Origin of the sequence: Mesorhizobium huakuii, assembly GCF_030160235.1 — a bacterium.
Lineage (GTDB): Bacteria > Pseudomonadota > Alphaproteobacteria > Rhizobiales > Rhizobiaceae > Mesorhizobium > Mesorhizobium huakuii.
This window is the reverse complement of record NZ_BSNY01000039.1, coordinates 51,207-64,402: the sequence shown is the minus strand read 5'-3', so window position 1 is coordinate 64,402 and position 13,196 is coordinate 51,207. Positions and strand designations below refer to the sequence as shown.

General features: G+C 64.4%; 15 protein-coding genes. 5 read left to right on the top strand and 10 right to left on the bottom strand.

Going from position 1 to position 13,196, the window contains the following annotated elements; all coding sequences use genetic code 11:
- Nucleotides 1-29 precede the first annotated feature (29 nt).
- The 3 genes from QQK95_RS20755 to QQK95_RS20745 form a co-directional block, all read right to left on the bottom strand.
- Nucleotides 30-374: an antibiotic biosynthesis monooxygenase family protein gene (locus QQK95_RS20755; protein ID WP_284276167.1), complete on the bottom strand. Its 345-nt coding sequence runs from the start codon at nucleotides 372-374 to the stop codon at nucleotides 30-32.
- Entirely contained in the window at nucleotides 371-703 is a 333-nt protein-coding gene (locus QQK95_RS20750; protein WP_019862263.1) for an NIPSNAP family protein, read from the bottom strand. Before QQK95_RS20750 ends, QQK95_RS20755 begins: the two co-directional genes overlap by 4 nt.
- A 108-nt stretch (nucleotides 704-811) precedes the next feature.
- Entirely contained in the window at nucleotides 812-1,027 is a 216-nt protein-coding gene (locus QQK95_RS20745) for a DUF1127 domain-containing protein (RefSeq protein WP_284276164.1), read from the bottom strand.
- 68 nt (nucleotides 1,028-1,095) lie between these two features.
- Between QQK95_RS20745 and QQK95_RS20740 the strand changes: the two genes are divergently transcribed.
- The gene (locus tag QQK95_RS20740) at nucleotides 1,096-1,770 is read left to right on the top strand and encodes an ArsR/SmtB family transcription factor (RefSeq protein WP_284276161.1); all 675 of its coding nucleotides are present in this window, start codon (nucleotides 1,096-1,098) and stop codon (nucleotides 1,768-1,770) included.
- 10 nt (nucleotides 1,771-1,780) lie between these two features.
- On the opposite strand, the gene ligD is transcribed toward QQK95_RS20740, so the two are convergent.
- From ligD to QQK95_RS20725, 3 genes are all read right to left on the bottom strand, one after another.
- On the bottom strand, nucleotides 1,781-4,282 hold the full coding sequence (gene ligD / locus QQK95_RS20735; RefSeq protein WP_284276159.1) for a DNA ligase D: 2,502 nt from the start codon (nucleotides 4,280-4,282) through the stop codon (nucleotides 1,781-1,783).
- A gap of 12 nt (nucleotides 4,283-4,294) precedes the next feature.
- A complete protein-coding gene (gene ku, locus QQK95_RS20730) occupies nucleotides 4,295-5,164 on the bottom strand; it encodes a non-homologous end joining protein Ku (RefSeq protein WP_284276158.1) in 870 nt (289 codons plus the stop codon).
- A gap of 111 nt (nucleotides 5,165-5,275) precedes the next feature.
- On the bottom strand, nucleotides 5,276-5,782 hold the full coding sequence (locus QQK95_RS20725; RefSeq protein ID WP_284276156.1) for a YciE/YciF ferroxidase family protein: 507 nt from the start codon (nucleotides 5,780-5,782) through the stop codon (nucleotides 5,276-5,278).
- Between the two features lie 398 nt (nucleotides 5,783-6,180).
- On the opposite strand from QQK95_RS20725, the gene QQK95_RS20720 reads away from it, so the two are divergent.
- The 4 genes from QQK95_RS20720 to QQK95_RS20705 all read left to right on the top strand — a co-directional run bounded on the left by QQK95_RS20720 (nucleotide 6,181) and on the right by QQK95_RS20705 (nucleotide 8,804).
- The gene (locus tag QQK95_RS20720) at nucleotides 6,181-6,321 is read left to right on the top strand and encodes a hypothetical protein (protein WP_013892047.1); all 141 of its coding nucleotides are present in this window, start codon (nucleotides 6,181-6,183) and stop codon (nucleotides 6,319-6,321) included.
- A 218-nt stretch (nucleotides 6,322-6,539) separates the two neighbouring features.
- Nucleotides 6,540-6,992, top strand: coding sequence for a thiol-disulfide oxidoreductase DCC family protein (locus QQK95_RS20715; RefSeq protein ID WP_409371702.1), 453 nt, complete (start codon nucleotides 6,540-6,542; stop codon nucleotides 6,990-6,992).
- Nucleotides 6,993-7,165: 173 nt separating this feature from the next.
- Entirely contained in the window at nucleotides 7,166-7,534 is a 369-nt protein-coding gene (locus tag QQK95_RS20710; protein WP_284276120.1) for a YciI family protein, read from the top strand.
- A gap of 25 nt (nucleotides 7,535-7,559) precedes the next feature.
- The gene (locus QQK95_RS20705) at nucleotides 7,560-8,804 is read left to right on the top strand and encodes an RNA polymerase sigma factor (protein WP_284276118.1); all 1,245 of its coding nucleotides are present in this window, start codon (nucleotides 7,560-7,562) and stop codon (nucleotides 8,802-8,804) included.
- A gap of 3 nt (nucleotides 8,805-8,807) precedes the next feature.
- On the opposite strand, the gene QQK95_RS20700 is transcribed toward QQK95_RS20705, so the two are convergent.
- The 4 genes from QQK95_RS20700 to QQK95_RS20685 form a co-directional block, all read right to left on the bottom strand.
- Nucleotides 8,808-9,434: a glutathione S-transferase family protein gene (locus tag QQK95_RS20700; RefSeq protein WP_284276116.1), complete on the bottom strand. Its 627-nt coding sequence runs from the start codon at nucleotides 9,432-9,434 to the stop codon at nucleotides 8,808-8,810.
- A gap of 410 nt (nucleotides 9,435-9,844) precedes the next feature.
- The gene (gene cysK / locus QQK95_RS20695; protein WP_095202872.1) at nucleotides 9,845-10,825 is read right to left on the bottom strand and encodes a cysteine synthase A; all 981 of its coding nucleotides are present in this window, start codon (nucleotides 10,823-10,825) and stop codon (nucleotides 9,845-9,847) included.
- 179 nt (nucleotides 10,826-11,004) lie between these two features.
- On the bottom strand, nucleotides 11,005-11,622 hold the full coding sequence (locus QQK95_RS20690; RefSeq protein WP_284276113.1) for a LysE family translocator: 618 nt from the start codon (nucleotides 11,620-11,622) through the stop codon (nucleotides 11,005-11,007).
- 121 nt (nucleotides 11,623-11,743) lie between these two features.
- Nucleotides 11,744-13,111: a PQQ-dependent sugar dehydrogenase gene (locus QQK95_RS20685; RefSeq protein WP_284276111.1), complete on the bottom strand. Its 1,368-nt coding sequence runs from the start codon at nucleotides 13,109-13,111 to the stop codon at nucleotides 11,744-11,746.
- Between the last annotated feature and the right edge of the window lie 85 nt (nucleotides 13,112-13,196).

The window sequence follows — 13,196 nt, the reverse complement described above, 5'->3', positions numbered from 1 at the left end:
AGGGGAGAAGGAAGAAACGCGCCTCTCCGCTACCCATTAGCCGCCCGGCTGTCCGCCGGCGCCTCGTCCCTTTCCGTCAGCCCATAGTCCCTCACCACATGGGCGATGCGCAGCCGGTAGCCGGCAAAGATACCGCCGCGGCCGGCCTGCTGCGCCTGCCGGTGTTCTTCCGTGTTGCGCCAGGCCTTGACCGCTTCCTCGTCGCGCCAGAACGACAGCGACAGGATGCGGTTCGGGTCGGCGAGACTCTGAAAACGTTCGATCGAGATGAAGCCGTCGATGCCGTCGAGCAAGGGACGCAGATTGGCGGCGATGCCGAGATAGGCATCGCGCCGGCCCTCGGCGGGCTGCACCTCGAAGATGACGGCGATCACGGCAGCACCAGCTTCGCGTGCGGTCCGGAGACGTGTTTCAGGAACATGCGGTCCTCCTTGAGGATGAATCGTTCTCGCTTGGCGAACTCATAGTTTGCCTTGCCGGCGGGATCGGCGGCAAGCCGTGCGCGATAGGCTTCATAGGCTGCCAGGTTCTCGATGTTGTAGGCGGCGTAGGCCGTCGTCGCCGAGCCTTCATGCGGGGCATAGTAGCCGATCAGGTCGGCGCCGCAGCGCGGAATGGCCTGGCCCCAGTTGCGGGCATACTCCTCGAAGGCAGCCTTGCCGAACGGGTCGATCTCATAGCGGATGAAGCAGGTGATGGTCATGGTCGTCTCCTTTGGAGTGTGTTTTCGCGTCGATAGTTCGAGCGTCGTCGAAACGTTGTGCCGCCCGATCTGCTAGGCACCCGATCTGCTCGGCAATTGCCCCTGCGGTCATGCCTGCCAGAAGGATTTCGCGCATTCGCGGCGCACGTCTTCCGGCGTCAGACCGAGATCGCGCAGCAAATGGTCGTCGATCTCGCCAAGGTCGAGACGCTGCAGATGGCGGTCATACCAGCGGGCCAAAAGCCGTGAACGGAACCAGGTGATGAACGGGAACGATCGGCGGGCATGGAACGGTGCGGAGGTGGAAGCGGTTCGTGCGGTCATCGTCGTCTCCTTGATCTGGTCGGAGAATAATGCTTATCTGACAAGAATGCTTCGATGAGGAACGAACTATGCGTGAAGGACCCGACATCGCCCGCATCGCCAGCCTGGTCGGCGACCCGGCCCGCGCCAACATGCTGAACGCCCTGATGGGCGGCACGGCGCTGACGGCGAGCGAACTGGCGCTTGAGGCCGGCGTGTCGCTGCCGACCGCCTCCTCGCATCTGTCGAAACTGATGGAGGGCGGATTGCTGACCTTGGCCAGCCAGGGCCGGCACCGCTACTACGGCCTCGCCGGTCCACAGGTGGCGGGCATGATCGAGGCCATCACCGGCGTCGCCGAAGCCGTTGGCCCCAAGCGCGTGCGGCCGGGTCCGCGCGACGGCGCCATGCGCGTGGCACGCGTCTGCTACGACCATCTCGCCGGCGAGCAGGCGGTGGCCATGCTCGACCGCCTTGTCGAGAAGGACATATTGCTGCGCGACGACAGGGAGATCAGGCTCGGGCCGTCGGCGGCGTCGCATTTTGCCGCGATCGGCATCGATGTCGACGCCAAACCGCGCCGCCCGGTATGCCGCGCCTGCCTGGACTGGAGCGTGCGCCGCTCGCACCTCGCCGGCACGCTGGGCGCCGCCATACTCGACAAGATACTTCAGGAAAAATGGGCGCGCCGCGAAAAGGACAGCCGCGCGGTGATTTTCTCGCCGCCGGGCAAGCAGGCCTTCGATAGGGTGTTTTTGAGCTGAGCGCGGAGAACTACCCCCGCTTCAGCACCTTGCCCTGCTCGAAAAACCCCTTCCACGGGTCGGCTTCCGCCAGCTTCGCCAGCGTCGTCTTGTCGCCGATCGGGAACGCGTTCGGTGCCAGGCCGGCCTCGATCTCGGCCCAGGTCACCGGCATCGACACGGTGGCCCCTTTCTTGGCGCGCGAGGAATAGGGCGCGACTGTCGTCGAGCCCCGGCCATTGCGCAGATAGTCGACGAAGATTTTCCCGGTGCGCGCCTTTTTCGACAGCGTCGCCGTGTAGCGGTCCGGGGCACCTTGTTCGAGCGCCTTGGCGAAATCATGCGCGAAGGTCTTCACCGCGTCCCAGTCCGCCGATGGCTTCAGCGGCACCAGCACATGATAGCCCTTGCCGCCCGACGTCTTGACGAAATTCGGCAGGGAAAGCTCGTCAAGCTTGCCCCTGATATCGAGCGCCGCCTCGCGCACCGCTTTCACGTCGACGCCCTCATCGGGGTCGAGATCGAAGATGATCTGGTCCGGCTGTTCAAGCTTGTCGATCGTGCAGCCCCAGATATGGATCTCGACCACGCCGTACTGGACGAGCGCGGCTACACCGTCGAAATCCCGCACGAACAGGATTTCTTCGCCATCGGTCGGGTCCTTCATCCGGGCTATCCTGTCGCTCATGCCGGCCGAGGCATGTTTCTGGAAGAAGCGCGGGCCGCCGACGCCGTCCGGCGCCCGCACCAGGCTGAGCGGGCGGTTGACGACGAATTGCTGTATACGCGGCCAGACCTGAGCATAGTGGTCGAGCAGGCCCTGCTTGGAAATCTTCTCGTCGGGCCACAGCAGCTTGTCGGGATGGGAGAGTTTTACGCTGGTCGTCATCGCCCCGGCGGATGTGCCCGGGCCGCTTGACGCCGGCTTGTCCTTGCCTGTCGCTGCCTTGGGCTTTTCCTGCACAACGTCCTCCGCCGGCTTGTCCTCGCGCAGCCCCTGGAACGAAGCATGGCGTATTATACGGTCCGACGTCCAGCTGCGAAACTCCACTTCGCCGACAAGCTCCGGCTTGACCCAGACCAGGCCCTTTCCTTTCGGCACGGCCTTGTCGAAGGGCGAAGCGTTCGCCTTCAGCGCGTCCAGCTTCTTCTTCAGCGCGGTGGCGCCCTTGGCGGAGAAGCCGGTGCCGACACGGCCGGCATAATGCAGTTTGCCGGCTTCGTAATAGCCGACCAGCAGCGAGCGCAGCCCGCGCCCGGTCTTGTCCGACGGCAGATAGCCGCCGATGACGAATTCCTGCCGCGCCGTGCATTTCGACTTCACCCAGGTCGGGCCGCGCCCGCTGCGATAGGGCGCGTCGGCGCGTTTTGAGACGACGCCTTCCAGGCCCATGCGGCATGCATGTTCCAGCATGATCTTGCCGGGCTCGGAAAAGTGGTCGGAGAACCGCACAGCTGCATTATCCGGCCGCTTGCCGAGCAGCTCCTGCAAGGCCTGCTTGCGCTCGACCAGCGGCTCGGCGCGCAAATCCTTGCCGTCGAGCCGCATCAGGTCGAACACGTAGTAGAGGAAGCGGTTTGTCCGCTTCGCCGACAGATCCTGCTGCAGCAGAGCGAAGGATGAGACGCCGTTGTCGGCCAGCACGACGATCTCGCCGTCGAGGATGGCGTCGCTGCATTTCAGCGCGGCCAGCTCCGCGATGATCTCGCTCCCAAACTTCTCCGTCCAGTCGAGGCCGGTGCGGGTCAAGAGCCGCACATCGGTGCCGGCGATCTGCGCCTGCATGCGATAGCCGTCGAATTTCACCTCATGCAGCCAGTCCTTGCCCGGCGGTGCGTCCCGCTCCAGCGTCGCAAGCTGCGGTTCGATGAAATCGAGTCTCCGGCTTGCGGCCTTCGCCTTGCCTGCGGCCGGCTTGTTGGAGTGCCAGACCTCGGGCCTTCGGCCTTTGGCGGTCTTGCCTTCGCCGACCTCTTCGATCGTCAGGCCCGACTTCACCGATTCCGGCTTCTCCTTCAAAATGTCCTCGCCCGGGCGCGCAGCGGCGTCATCCGACTTGATCAGCAGCCAGTTGTCGCGCTTTTCACCCGCCCGCGGCTTCAGCCGTACCAGATGCCACAGCCCATGCAATTTGTGGCCCTTGAGCTCGAAACTGATATGGCCCTTTTTCATCGCCTTGGCCGGATCGGTCTCGGGCAGCCATGTGCCCTCGTCCCAGACGATGACCGAACCGCCGCCATACTCGGCCTTCGGGATCGTGCCTTCGAACGGCGCATAGTCGATCGGGTGATCCTCGACATGCACGGCGAGCCGCTTCTCATGCGGATCGAGGCTGGGTCCCCGCGTCACCGCCCAGCTCCACAGCACGCCGCCATGCTCGAGGCGAAGGTCGTAATGCAGCCTGGTCGCCGCGTGTTTGTGGATGACGAAGATGCCGCCCGCCTCGCTCTTCCGGCTGTGTGCGACCTTGCCGGCCGGCTCCGACGTCCTCTTGAAATCGCGCTTGGCGTGATACTGTTCGAGGTCGGCCATCGCTTGGTCTCCTCAGGCCGATTTGCGCTTCGGCGCGGCCGCTTTCGGCCTGGCGCGTTTGGCCGCCGGCCTGGCTTTCGCGGATGATGATTTCGGCGGGCTGGAATCCGACGACAGGCTCTTCTTCAGCGCGTCGAACAGATTGACGACGTTGGAGGGTTTGGGCGCCGCCTTGGCCTTTGGCGCCTTGTGGCCTGCCTTCTTGGCCCGGATCAGCTCCAGCAGCGCATCCTCGTATTTGTCGTCGAATTTCGAGGGGTCGAACTTCGCCTTCTTCTTGTCGATGATCAGTTCGGCGAGATCGGTCATCTCCTGGTCGGTCTTCACCGCCTTGATCTCGCCGAACACGCTATCGGGCTGGCGCACCGTATTGTCATAGCGCAGCGTCGTCAGCACCATGCCCTTGCCGAGCGGCTCGATGACCACGGGACGTTCGCGCTGGTAGAGCACGATGCGCGCCAGCCCGGCCATCTTCTTGCCCGCCATGGCATCGCGGATGACGGCGAACGCCTCCTCCGACACCTTGTCGGCCGGCGCGACATAGTAGGGCGTGTCGAGATAGATCTGCTGGATCGAGGCTTTGTCGACGAAGCCGTCGAGGCTCATCGTGTGCGAGGATTCGATCTGCACCGCCTCGATCTCGTCTTCCTCGACATGGACGAAGTCGCCGTCGTCCAATTCATAGCCCTTGATCTCGTCGCCATCGTCCAAGGGCTTACCGGTCTCGGCGTCGACATAAATGCGCTTCACCGTGTTGCCGGTCTTGCGGTTGAGAATGCGAAACGAGACCCGTTCGGTATGGGTGACGACGTTGGTCAGTTCGACCGCGCAAGTGACCAGCGAAAGCTTCAGATAGCCCTTCCAGGCTGGACGCGGCGCCATGACAAACTCCTTGCAATGGGTTAAATCCAGAACGGGCAAAGCCCATTCCGGTTCCGACCGCGCGACAAGGCAAGTCGGCGCCCTTGCCGCGCCGTCTGCCGGCCATCCCACCTATTCGGCAGCCTGGAGATTGATCTTGCTTTCCGCCATCTCGGTGAGCTTGCGATCGGTCGCCTGCTCTTCTTTAAGATTCTTCGCGAGTACATTGGCGCAATCGCTGCGGCCGAGTTGCTTGGCCCATGCAATCAGCGTGCCGTAGCGGGTCATTTCGTAATGCTCGACTGCTTGCGCAGACGCGATCAGGGCGGCATCCAGGACCTCCCTGTCGGCGATGTCGCCGCTGACCTCGTCGGCTTCCTGGAGGATGCCGTCAATGGCCGGGCAGTTGATCGCCTTGGCCTTCACGCCATGCAGATCGAACACCTCTTCGACGCGTTCGATATGACCCTTGGTCTGTTCAAGATGCTTTTCGAAGCCTGCTTTGAGCTGCGCGTTGGTGGCCTTGTCGATCATCTTCGGCAACGCCTTCTCGATCTGCTTTTCCGCGTAATAGATGTCGCGCAACGTGTGCACGAACAGGTCGTCCAGCGTTTTGATGTCCTTCGAAAAGAAGCCCATTGTTCTAGCCTTTCCATTTGCTCTTGCGATGTTGGTGTACGAGCCTGCGGCTTGCAGGCAATCGCGGGCCGGCCACGCCAGTCCCGACGGTCAACGTCCGCCCTATATGCCGGTTCCTTCCTTTCCTGCCTGAGCAAGGAAATTCCATCAGCCAGCCAAAAATTGAAACAGAACCGCGCCCAGGCGACATTCAAACGAAACATATGTGATGCAAAAGTCACACAGGCCGGAATGGCGACAAAAGGCGTGGAAACACCCCGAAACAGCCGCAATCCGGCCACGAAGCAACGGGTTTTCGACCAGATATTAACATCGTGTTCACCGACTATTCACGCCTCGATGCTATCCTTCGCGCAATTCGGAAGGGACATCCGAAAATCGGGACAGGGACAGGGTAAATGAACTTCCTTACACACCTCATCGGCTACGCCGCCGCCATCCGCGAATTCGTCGCGCCGACCTATCGGCCGGAGCGCTACTACATGCGCGGCCCCGGTCCGGCTTGCGCCCGTCGCGGCACGTCGCTCGGCGCGCACTGACCATGACGTTCGAGAGCCGCCACAACAGCCGCATCTGCAGGCCAGGTGCCGCGACCCGCGCCACGACCTATCGCGCCGAGCATCCCCTTCTGGGCGACCGGCTCCTCGGCGACAGGCGGCGTGCGACATCGCCACGTCTTTGATCTCGCCTCCGGCTGGCTTAGTGTCCTGCGACACGAGCAGCCGAGGTCCACGTGACCGAGTTTCCCCAATCAAGTCTGTCCCAGCCAAATCGTGCCAAACCCGGCCCTCCCGCTGAACCATCTTTCGATGTCAGCCATCCGCTGATCGCCTTCGATGGCGTCTGCGTGCTGTGCTCCGGCTTCGTGCGCATGGTGGTGAGGCTCGACCGCCAAAGCCGCTTCCGCTTCGCCACCGCGCAATCTCCCCTTGGCGAAGCGCTGTTCAGGAAGCATGGTCTGCGCACGGACGCCTACGAAACCAATCTCGTCCTCGTGGACGGGCTCGCGTTCACCAAGCTCGACAGTCTCGTCGCCGTGATGTCGGAGCTCGGCTGGCCGTGGCGTGCGGCAAAGGTGCTGTTGCTGCTGCCGCGCCCGCTGCGTGACTGGCTTTACATCGGCATCGCCGGGAACCGCTACGCCCTGTTCGGCAGGAAGGACAGTTGCGACATCCCGTCGGCCGAACTGCGCGGGCGCCTGATCGGCTGAAAGCCCTGCAGAGCGGCGCATTGTTGACCAGCACGGGTGCGCGCTCTGCGCTTGCGCCGTGCCCGATCAGGGTCGAAAGTTTTTTCTTGGCGCCCTGTCGAAATCGGTCGACGCCGCGCGACATACGTCTGGCCCCGCAAGGACGCGGCCTTCGAAACCACGGGAGAAGACCCATGCGATACATGCTGATGATCAACAACGACGAAGCCGCGATGGCGGCCATGCCGATCGAGAAGGCCCAGCAGATGAGCGCGGCCTATGGCGCCTACACCGAAGCGTTGAAGCAATCCGGCGCCTGGCTGGCCGGCGAACGGCTGCGCCCGACCCAGGCGACCACCTCGGTGCGGATCGCCGGCGGCAAGACCAACGTGATCGACGGCCCGTATGCCGACACCAAGGAGCAGCTTGCCGGCTTCTACATGATCGAAGCGGCCGACATCGATACCGCCATCGAATGGGCGGCGCGCTGCCCGGCGGCCAGCACCGGCACGGTCGAGTTGCGGCCGATCTGGGAAATGGCCGACTACATGCCCCAGAAATGACGACGTGCCAAGAAATGACCATCTGATGGACAGTCGCCCGGAGATCGCCCGGGCGGCCGCCGAGGCCGCCGCCCGGCAGAGCTATGGCAAGCTGGTCGCCTGGCTTGCGGCGCGCACGCGCGACGTGACCGCGGCCGAGGATGCGCTGGCTGATGCCTTCGCCGCGGCGCTCGAACGCTGGCCGAAATCAGGCGTGCCTGAAAAGCCGGAAGCCTGGTTGCTGGCCGTGGCGCGGCGGCGACGGGTCGATGCGGTTCGCCGGCGGCTCACCCGGGAAGCGGCCCGCGATCATCTCAAGCTGATCGCCGAGGAGATGGAGGCGCGCATGACCGACGAAGAGCTGCCCGACGAACGGCTGCGGCTGATGTTTGCTTGCGCGCATCCGGCGATCGAACCCGGCGTGCGCGCGCCGCTGATCCTGCAGACCGTGCTGGGCTTCGATGCCGCGACGATCGCTTCCGCCTTCCTGGTCTCGCCGGCAACGATGGGCCAGCGCCTGGTACGCGCCAAGATGCGCATCCGCGAAACCGGCATTCCGTTCCGCGTGCCGGAGCGGGCCGAACTCGGCGAACGGCTGGACGCGGTGCTGGAGGCGATCTACGCCGCCTTCGCCGAAGGCTGGTCCGATCCGGCCGGCACCGAGACGCGGCGCCGCAACCTCGCCACCGAAGGCATCTGGCTCGGCCGCCTCGTGGCGAAGCTGATGCCACAAGAGCCGGAAGCGCTTGGCCTGCTTGCGCTGATGCTGTTTGCCGAGGCGCGCCGCGCTGCCCGGCGCAGCGCCGAAGGCGACTTCGTGCCTCTGGCCGAACAGGATTGCGACCTGTGGGACCGCGCCCTGATCGACGAGGCGGAAATGCTTCTGTCCCATGCCGCGGTGAGCGGCGTCGTCGGCCGCTACCAGCTCGAGGCGGCCGTCCAGTCCGCCCACGCGGCGCGGCGTCTGACCGGCCGCACCGACTGGCCGGCGATCCGCGCGCTTTACGACGCGCTGTTTTCGATTGTGGGATCACCGGTGGTGGCGATCAACCGCGCGGTAGCGCTTGCCGAGACGGAAGGCGCCGTGGCGGGGCTGGCGGCACTTTACGTGCTGGGCGACGACAAGCGGCTCAATGAGTATCAGCCCTATTGGGCGGCGCGGGCCGGTCTCCTGGCCAGGCTTGGCCAGGTACCGCAGGCAAGCGAGGCCTATGACAGGGCAATCGGTCTCGAACGCGACCCGGCGGTGCGCCGGTTCCTGCAAGGCAAAAGGGCTGCGCTGCGAAACTGACCTTCAGCCCGGCCACATCTCGTGCGAGGTGTTGAGCGTCTTCAGCAGCGGATGCTCGCGCAATCGGGCCCAGAGACGTTCAATGTTTGGCCATGCCGCCCGCGCGCTGTCGATGTCGGGATGCCAGGCCACCAGCATGACGAGATAGATGTCGGCCACTGACATCTGGTCACCAACCAGCCAGTCACGCCCCTTCAGGGCATTGTCGAGAACGGCAAAGCCGCGGTCCATCTCGGCGATGGCCGCCTGCTTGACGGCTTTCGTGCCGTCGGCGTCGGCCGTGTAGCGATGGGCATAGTAGAACCGCAGCACCGCCGGGTAGAGCACCGACGACATGAACGCCATCCAGCGCAGGAAATCGGCGCGGGCAGGCGCATCGACCGCCGGTGCCAGGCGGGCCTCAGGATGGCGTTCGGCGAGCAGGATGCAGATCGCCGCCGACTCGGTCATCGAGCTTCCGTCCGGCAGGGTCAGCACCGGCACCTGGTTCAGCGGGCTGATGTCGAGGAAAGCCGGATCCGGCCGGTCGGTCTTCGGCACGTCGATCTGCTCGAATGGTGCGTTGGCGAGCGCCAGCGCTGCCTCGACGACAAAGCCGCCGCTGCCGGGGCGGGTATAAAGCTTGTACATGAAATTCTCCCCTGGCCCGCGCAAAGCGGGCCGGGCGATATGAACCGGAAGCAGGGTCCCGCTCAAGCCGGGTGGCAGGCGCCACGGCCGCTTTTTTGAACGGTCCAGCGAGGAGAAGACACCACCGACTTCGTCATTCTAGGGCGGAGCAAGGAGCGAAGCGACGCGCGCAGACCCTAGAATCCATGCCGTGACGCCTCCACGTCACGACATTGCAGATACTGTCTCGAAGAACAGCAGCTCCGTGAATTCGACAAGATGCAGCGGAAGACAGGCATTCTGGACCGTGGCATTCCTCGGCCACGCTCACGGCATGGATCCCAGGGTCTCCGCGACGCCGCTGCGCGGCTGCTCTGCCCTGGGATGACGAAGCGTGAGGGCCGCTAAGGCCAATCTTCGAGGTATGAAGCCTAAGCCCCCAGCCCCTCGAACAAAATCGTCGACAGGTAGCGTTCGGCGAAGTCCGGAATGACCACGACCAGGGTCTTGCCTTTGTTCTCCGGTCGCGAGCCGACGACGATTGCCGCTTGCAGCGCCGCGCCCGACGAAATGCCGACCGGCACGCCTTCGAGGCGGGCGACGAGGCGCGCATTGGCGACCGAATCCTCGTTGGAAACCTTGACGATCTCGTCATAGATCGTGGTGTCGAGGATCTTTGGCGCGAAACCGGCGCCGATGCCCTGGATCTTGTGCGGGCCGGGCTGGCCGCCCGACAGAACCGGCGAGGCTTCCGGCTCGACGGCGACGACATGCAGCGAAGGCTTGAGCTTCTTCAGCACCTGGCCGACGCCGGTGATGGTGCCGCCCGTGCCGATGCCGGCGACGAAGATGTCGACCTCGCCCTGCGTGTCGTTCCAGATCTCCTGCGCTGTCGTCTTGCGGTGGATCTCCGGGTTGGCGGGGTTTTCGAACTGCTGCGGGATGACGGCGTTGGGGATCGTCGCGGCCAGCTCGTCGGCCTTGGCGATGGCGCCCTTCATGCCTTTGGGACCTTCGGTCAGCACCAGTTCGGCGCCGAGCAGCGCCAGCATTTTGCGGCGCTCGACCGACATCGTCTCGGGCATGGTCAGGATCAGCTTGTAGCCCTTGGCGGCGGCGGCGAAGGCAAGCGCGATGCCGGTATTGCCCGAGGTCGGTTCGATCAGCGTCGTCTTGCCGGGCGCAATCTTGCCGGCCGCCTCCAGCGCCTCGATCATCGCCACGCCGATGCGGTCCTTGACCGAGGCGATCGGGTTGAAGAACTCGAGCTTGGCAACGAGATTGGCGACGACGCCCTTCTCCTTGGCGAACTTGTCGAGCCGGACCAGGGGCGTGTCGCCGATCGTGTCGGTGATGGAACTGTAGATGCGGCCGCGGCCGGGGACGCGGGCGGAGGTGACGGGCTTGTTCATTGTTTCGCTCCCAGGATTTCAGGCAAGTGGCATTACAGCCGGCAAGATAGGGCTTTCAGCCGCGCAACATAAGCTGTCGGCCGGAAATATCCGAGTGGGGTCTGTGTCTAAAACGCCCTTGTCACGGAAAAGCATTTCGCGGGGAAGCCTGACCCCGGAATGTTTTGGCGGGAAGCGTGCTACTGGCGGGCCGCGATCGCCGCCGCCGCGCCCACCATGAAGCCGGCGGCGGTGCGGTTCAGCAGCTTCAGCGCGCGCGGCGATTTCAGGAACCAGCGCGCCTTGGCGGCCAGCGCCAGATAGGGAACCAGAACGACGAACAGTACGACTACCGTCAGCGCGGCGAGAATGCCGTAATCGGCCAGGGTGATGGTCTTCAGGTCGACGATGGTCGGCGTGATGGCGAGATAGAAGATCATCGTCTTCGGATTGCCGAGCGTGACGGTGAGGCCGGCGATGAAGCTCGACACCAGTCCGCCCTTGCCCTTTTTCGCCTCGACCGTCTCGGGCGTGATGCCGGCGGTCCAGAAACGCCAGCCCAGAAATGCCAGATAGGCGACACCGGCCCATTTGATGGCGAGGAACACCATGCCGAAGGTCTGCGCGACGAAGGCGAGGCCGAGCACCACCGCGGTCAGGTAGGTGAGGTCGCCCAGCATCAGGCCAAAGGACATGGCCAGCGACGAGCGGAAGCCGGAGCCGAGCGCCCGCGCGACAAGCGCGGTGACGCCGGGGCCGGGAATGGCGGCGGCGATGCCGAGGGCGGCACTGTAGGCGAGGAAGCCGGTGAGGGTCATGGATGCGGTCCCAGATTGAAGGGCCTTATCGCATGGAACGGGCGAGGGTTGAATTTCCTGGGTGCCGAATCCATTGCACCAGATCGCACGGAGGGAGCCCGCGCTGCCCAAGCAAGGTTCCTCAGGAACGGCCGCCGTCATAGGTCACGCGCCAGATCGTGCCGTTGCCGTCCTCGGTAACGATCAGCGCGCCGTCATGGGCCACCGCCACGCCGACCGGCCGGCCCCAGACCTCGCCATTGGAGACGACGAAGCCGGTCATGAAATCCTCATACTCGCCGGTCGGCTTGCCGTCCTTGAACAGCAGCCGGACGATCTTGTAGCCGGTCCTGTTGCCGCGATTCCACGAACCGTGCAGGGCGACAAACGCATCGCCCCGGTATTCCTTGGGAAAACCGCTATCGGCGGGCAGATCCTTGCGGTCGTAGAAGGCGATGTTGAGCGGCGCCGAATGCGCCTGCATCAATACGTCGGGAACGGTTGCCTTGCCGGCGAGGTCGGGCCGCGCGCCCTTGTGGCGCGGATCCTCGTGATTGCCGATATAGTACCAGGGCCAGCCATAGTACGCGCCGTCCTTGACGGTGGTGGCGTATTCGAACGGCACATTGTCGCCCAGCGCGTCGCGCTCGTTGACCACGCACCACAGCGCGCCGGTCGCCGGCTGGATGGTCATGCCGGAGCAGTTGCGCAGGCCGGTGGCGACGATGCGGCCGTTCTTGCCGTCGGGATCGAAGGCCTGCACGTCGGCGCGCCCCTCTTCGGAGCCCCAGGTCGCGCCCAGTGGCTGCGATTTCTCCCATGCTTCAAGGCCGCCATCGGGCGCCTTGCCCATGTCCTCGGCGACGTTCGAGCCCGAACCGACCGACAGATAGAGCGTCTTGCCGTCAGGCGAAAAGACGATGTCGCGGGTCCAGTGGTGGTTCGCGGGAATGTTGGCGACGATGATTTCGGGCTCGCCGGATGCCTTCAGCTCGCCCTTCTGGTAGGCGAAGCGCACGATGCTGTCGCTGTTGGCGACATAGACCCATTGCGGATCATCGCCCGGCGGATAGAAGGCAATGCCATAGGGCTGGTTGAGATTGCCGGCGAAAATGCCGTCCTCGGCGGGCTTGGCGCTGTCCTTGGCCAGGCGATAGACGCGGATCTGGTTGGCCTCACTGTCGGCGACGAACAGGTCGCCATTGGGTGCGACGCGCACGACGCGCGGATTGTCGATGCCGGAGGCGATCATCTCGGCCGAAAAACCCGGCGGCAATTGCGGTTTCTCGCCCGCCGGCATGTCGGCAAGCCCGGCACTGTTCGACACCGACTTGGTGACATATGGCTTCGGCAGGTCTTCCGGCTTGATCAGGCGGCGCACGCCCGGCCTGTCGGCACGCCAGTCGCCGAAGGCGGCGGCACCCCGCAAAACAGGCTGATCCGCCTGCTGGGCGAACGCCGCGCCCGCGAGAAACAGGGCGGGGATCACCAGTCCGGCCAATCGGGTCATCTTGTCCTCCATCTGGTCGCGAAGGAAACCAACGGCCGATTTGTCCTCGGGTTCCGCCTCACACGACGAGTTGAGGGAAGCAGGT

Coding starts and splice junctions, on each gene's coding strand:
- QQK95_RS20750 (WP_019862263.1), bottom strand. CDS start 703: ATGACCATCACCTGCTTCATCCGCTATGAGATCGACCCGTTCGGCAAG.
- QQK95_RS20745 (WP_284276164.1), bottom strand. CDS start 1,027: ATGACCGCACGAACCGCTTCCACCTCCGCACCGTTCCATGCCCGCCGA.
- QQK95_RS20740 (WP_284276161.1), top strand. CDS start 1,096: ATGCGTGAAGGACCCGACATCGCCCGCATCGCCAGCCTGGTCGGCGAC.
- ligD (WP_284276159.1), bottom strand. CDS start 4,282: ATGGCCGACCTCGAACAGTATCACGCCAAGCGCGATTTCAAGAGGACG.
- ku (WP_284276158.1), bottom strand. CDS start 5,164: ATGGCGCCGCGTCCAGCCTGGAAGGGCTATCTGAAGCTTTCGCTGGTC.
- QQK95_RS20725 (WP_284276156.1), bottom strand. CDS start 5,782: ATGGGCTTCTTTTCGAAGGACATCAAAACGCTGGACGACCTGTTCGTG.
- QQK95_RS20720 (WP_013892047.1), top strand. CDS start 6,181: ATGAACTTCCTTACACACCTCATCGGCTACGCCGCCGCCATCCGCGAA.
- QQK95_RS20710 (WP_284276120.1), top strand. CDS start 7,166: ATGCGATACATGCTGATGATCAACAACGACGAAGCCGCGATGGCGGCC.
- QQK95_RS20705 (WP_284276118.1), top strand. CDS start 7,560: ATGGACAGTCGCCCGGAGATCGCCCGGGCGGCCGCCGAGGCCGCCGCC.
- QQK95_RS20700 (WP_284276116.1), bottom strand. CDS start 9,434: ATGTACAAGCTTTATACCCGCCCCGGCAGCGGCGGCTTTGTCGTCGAG.
- cysK (WP_095202872.1), bottom strand. CDS start 10,825: ATGAACAAGCCCGTCACCTCCGCCCGCGTCCCCGGCCGCGGCCGCATC.
- QQK95_RS20690 (WP_284276113.1), bottom strand. CDS start 11,622: ATGACCCTCACCGGCTTCCTCGCCTACAGTGCCGCCCTCGGCATCGCC.
- QQK95_RS20685 (WP_284276111.1), bottom strand. CDS start 13,111: ATGACCCGATTGGCCGGACTGGTGATCCCCGCCCTGTTTCTCGCGGGC.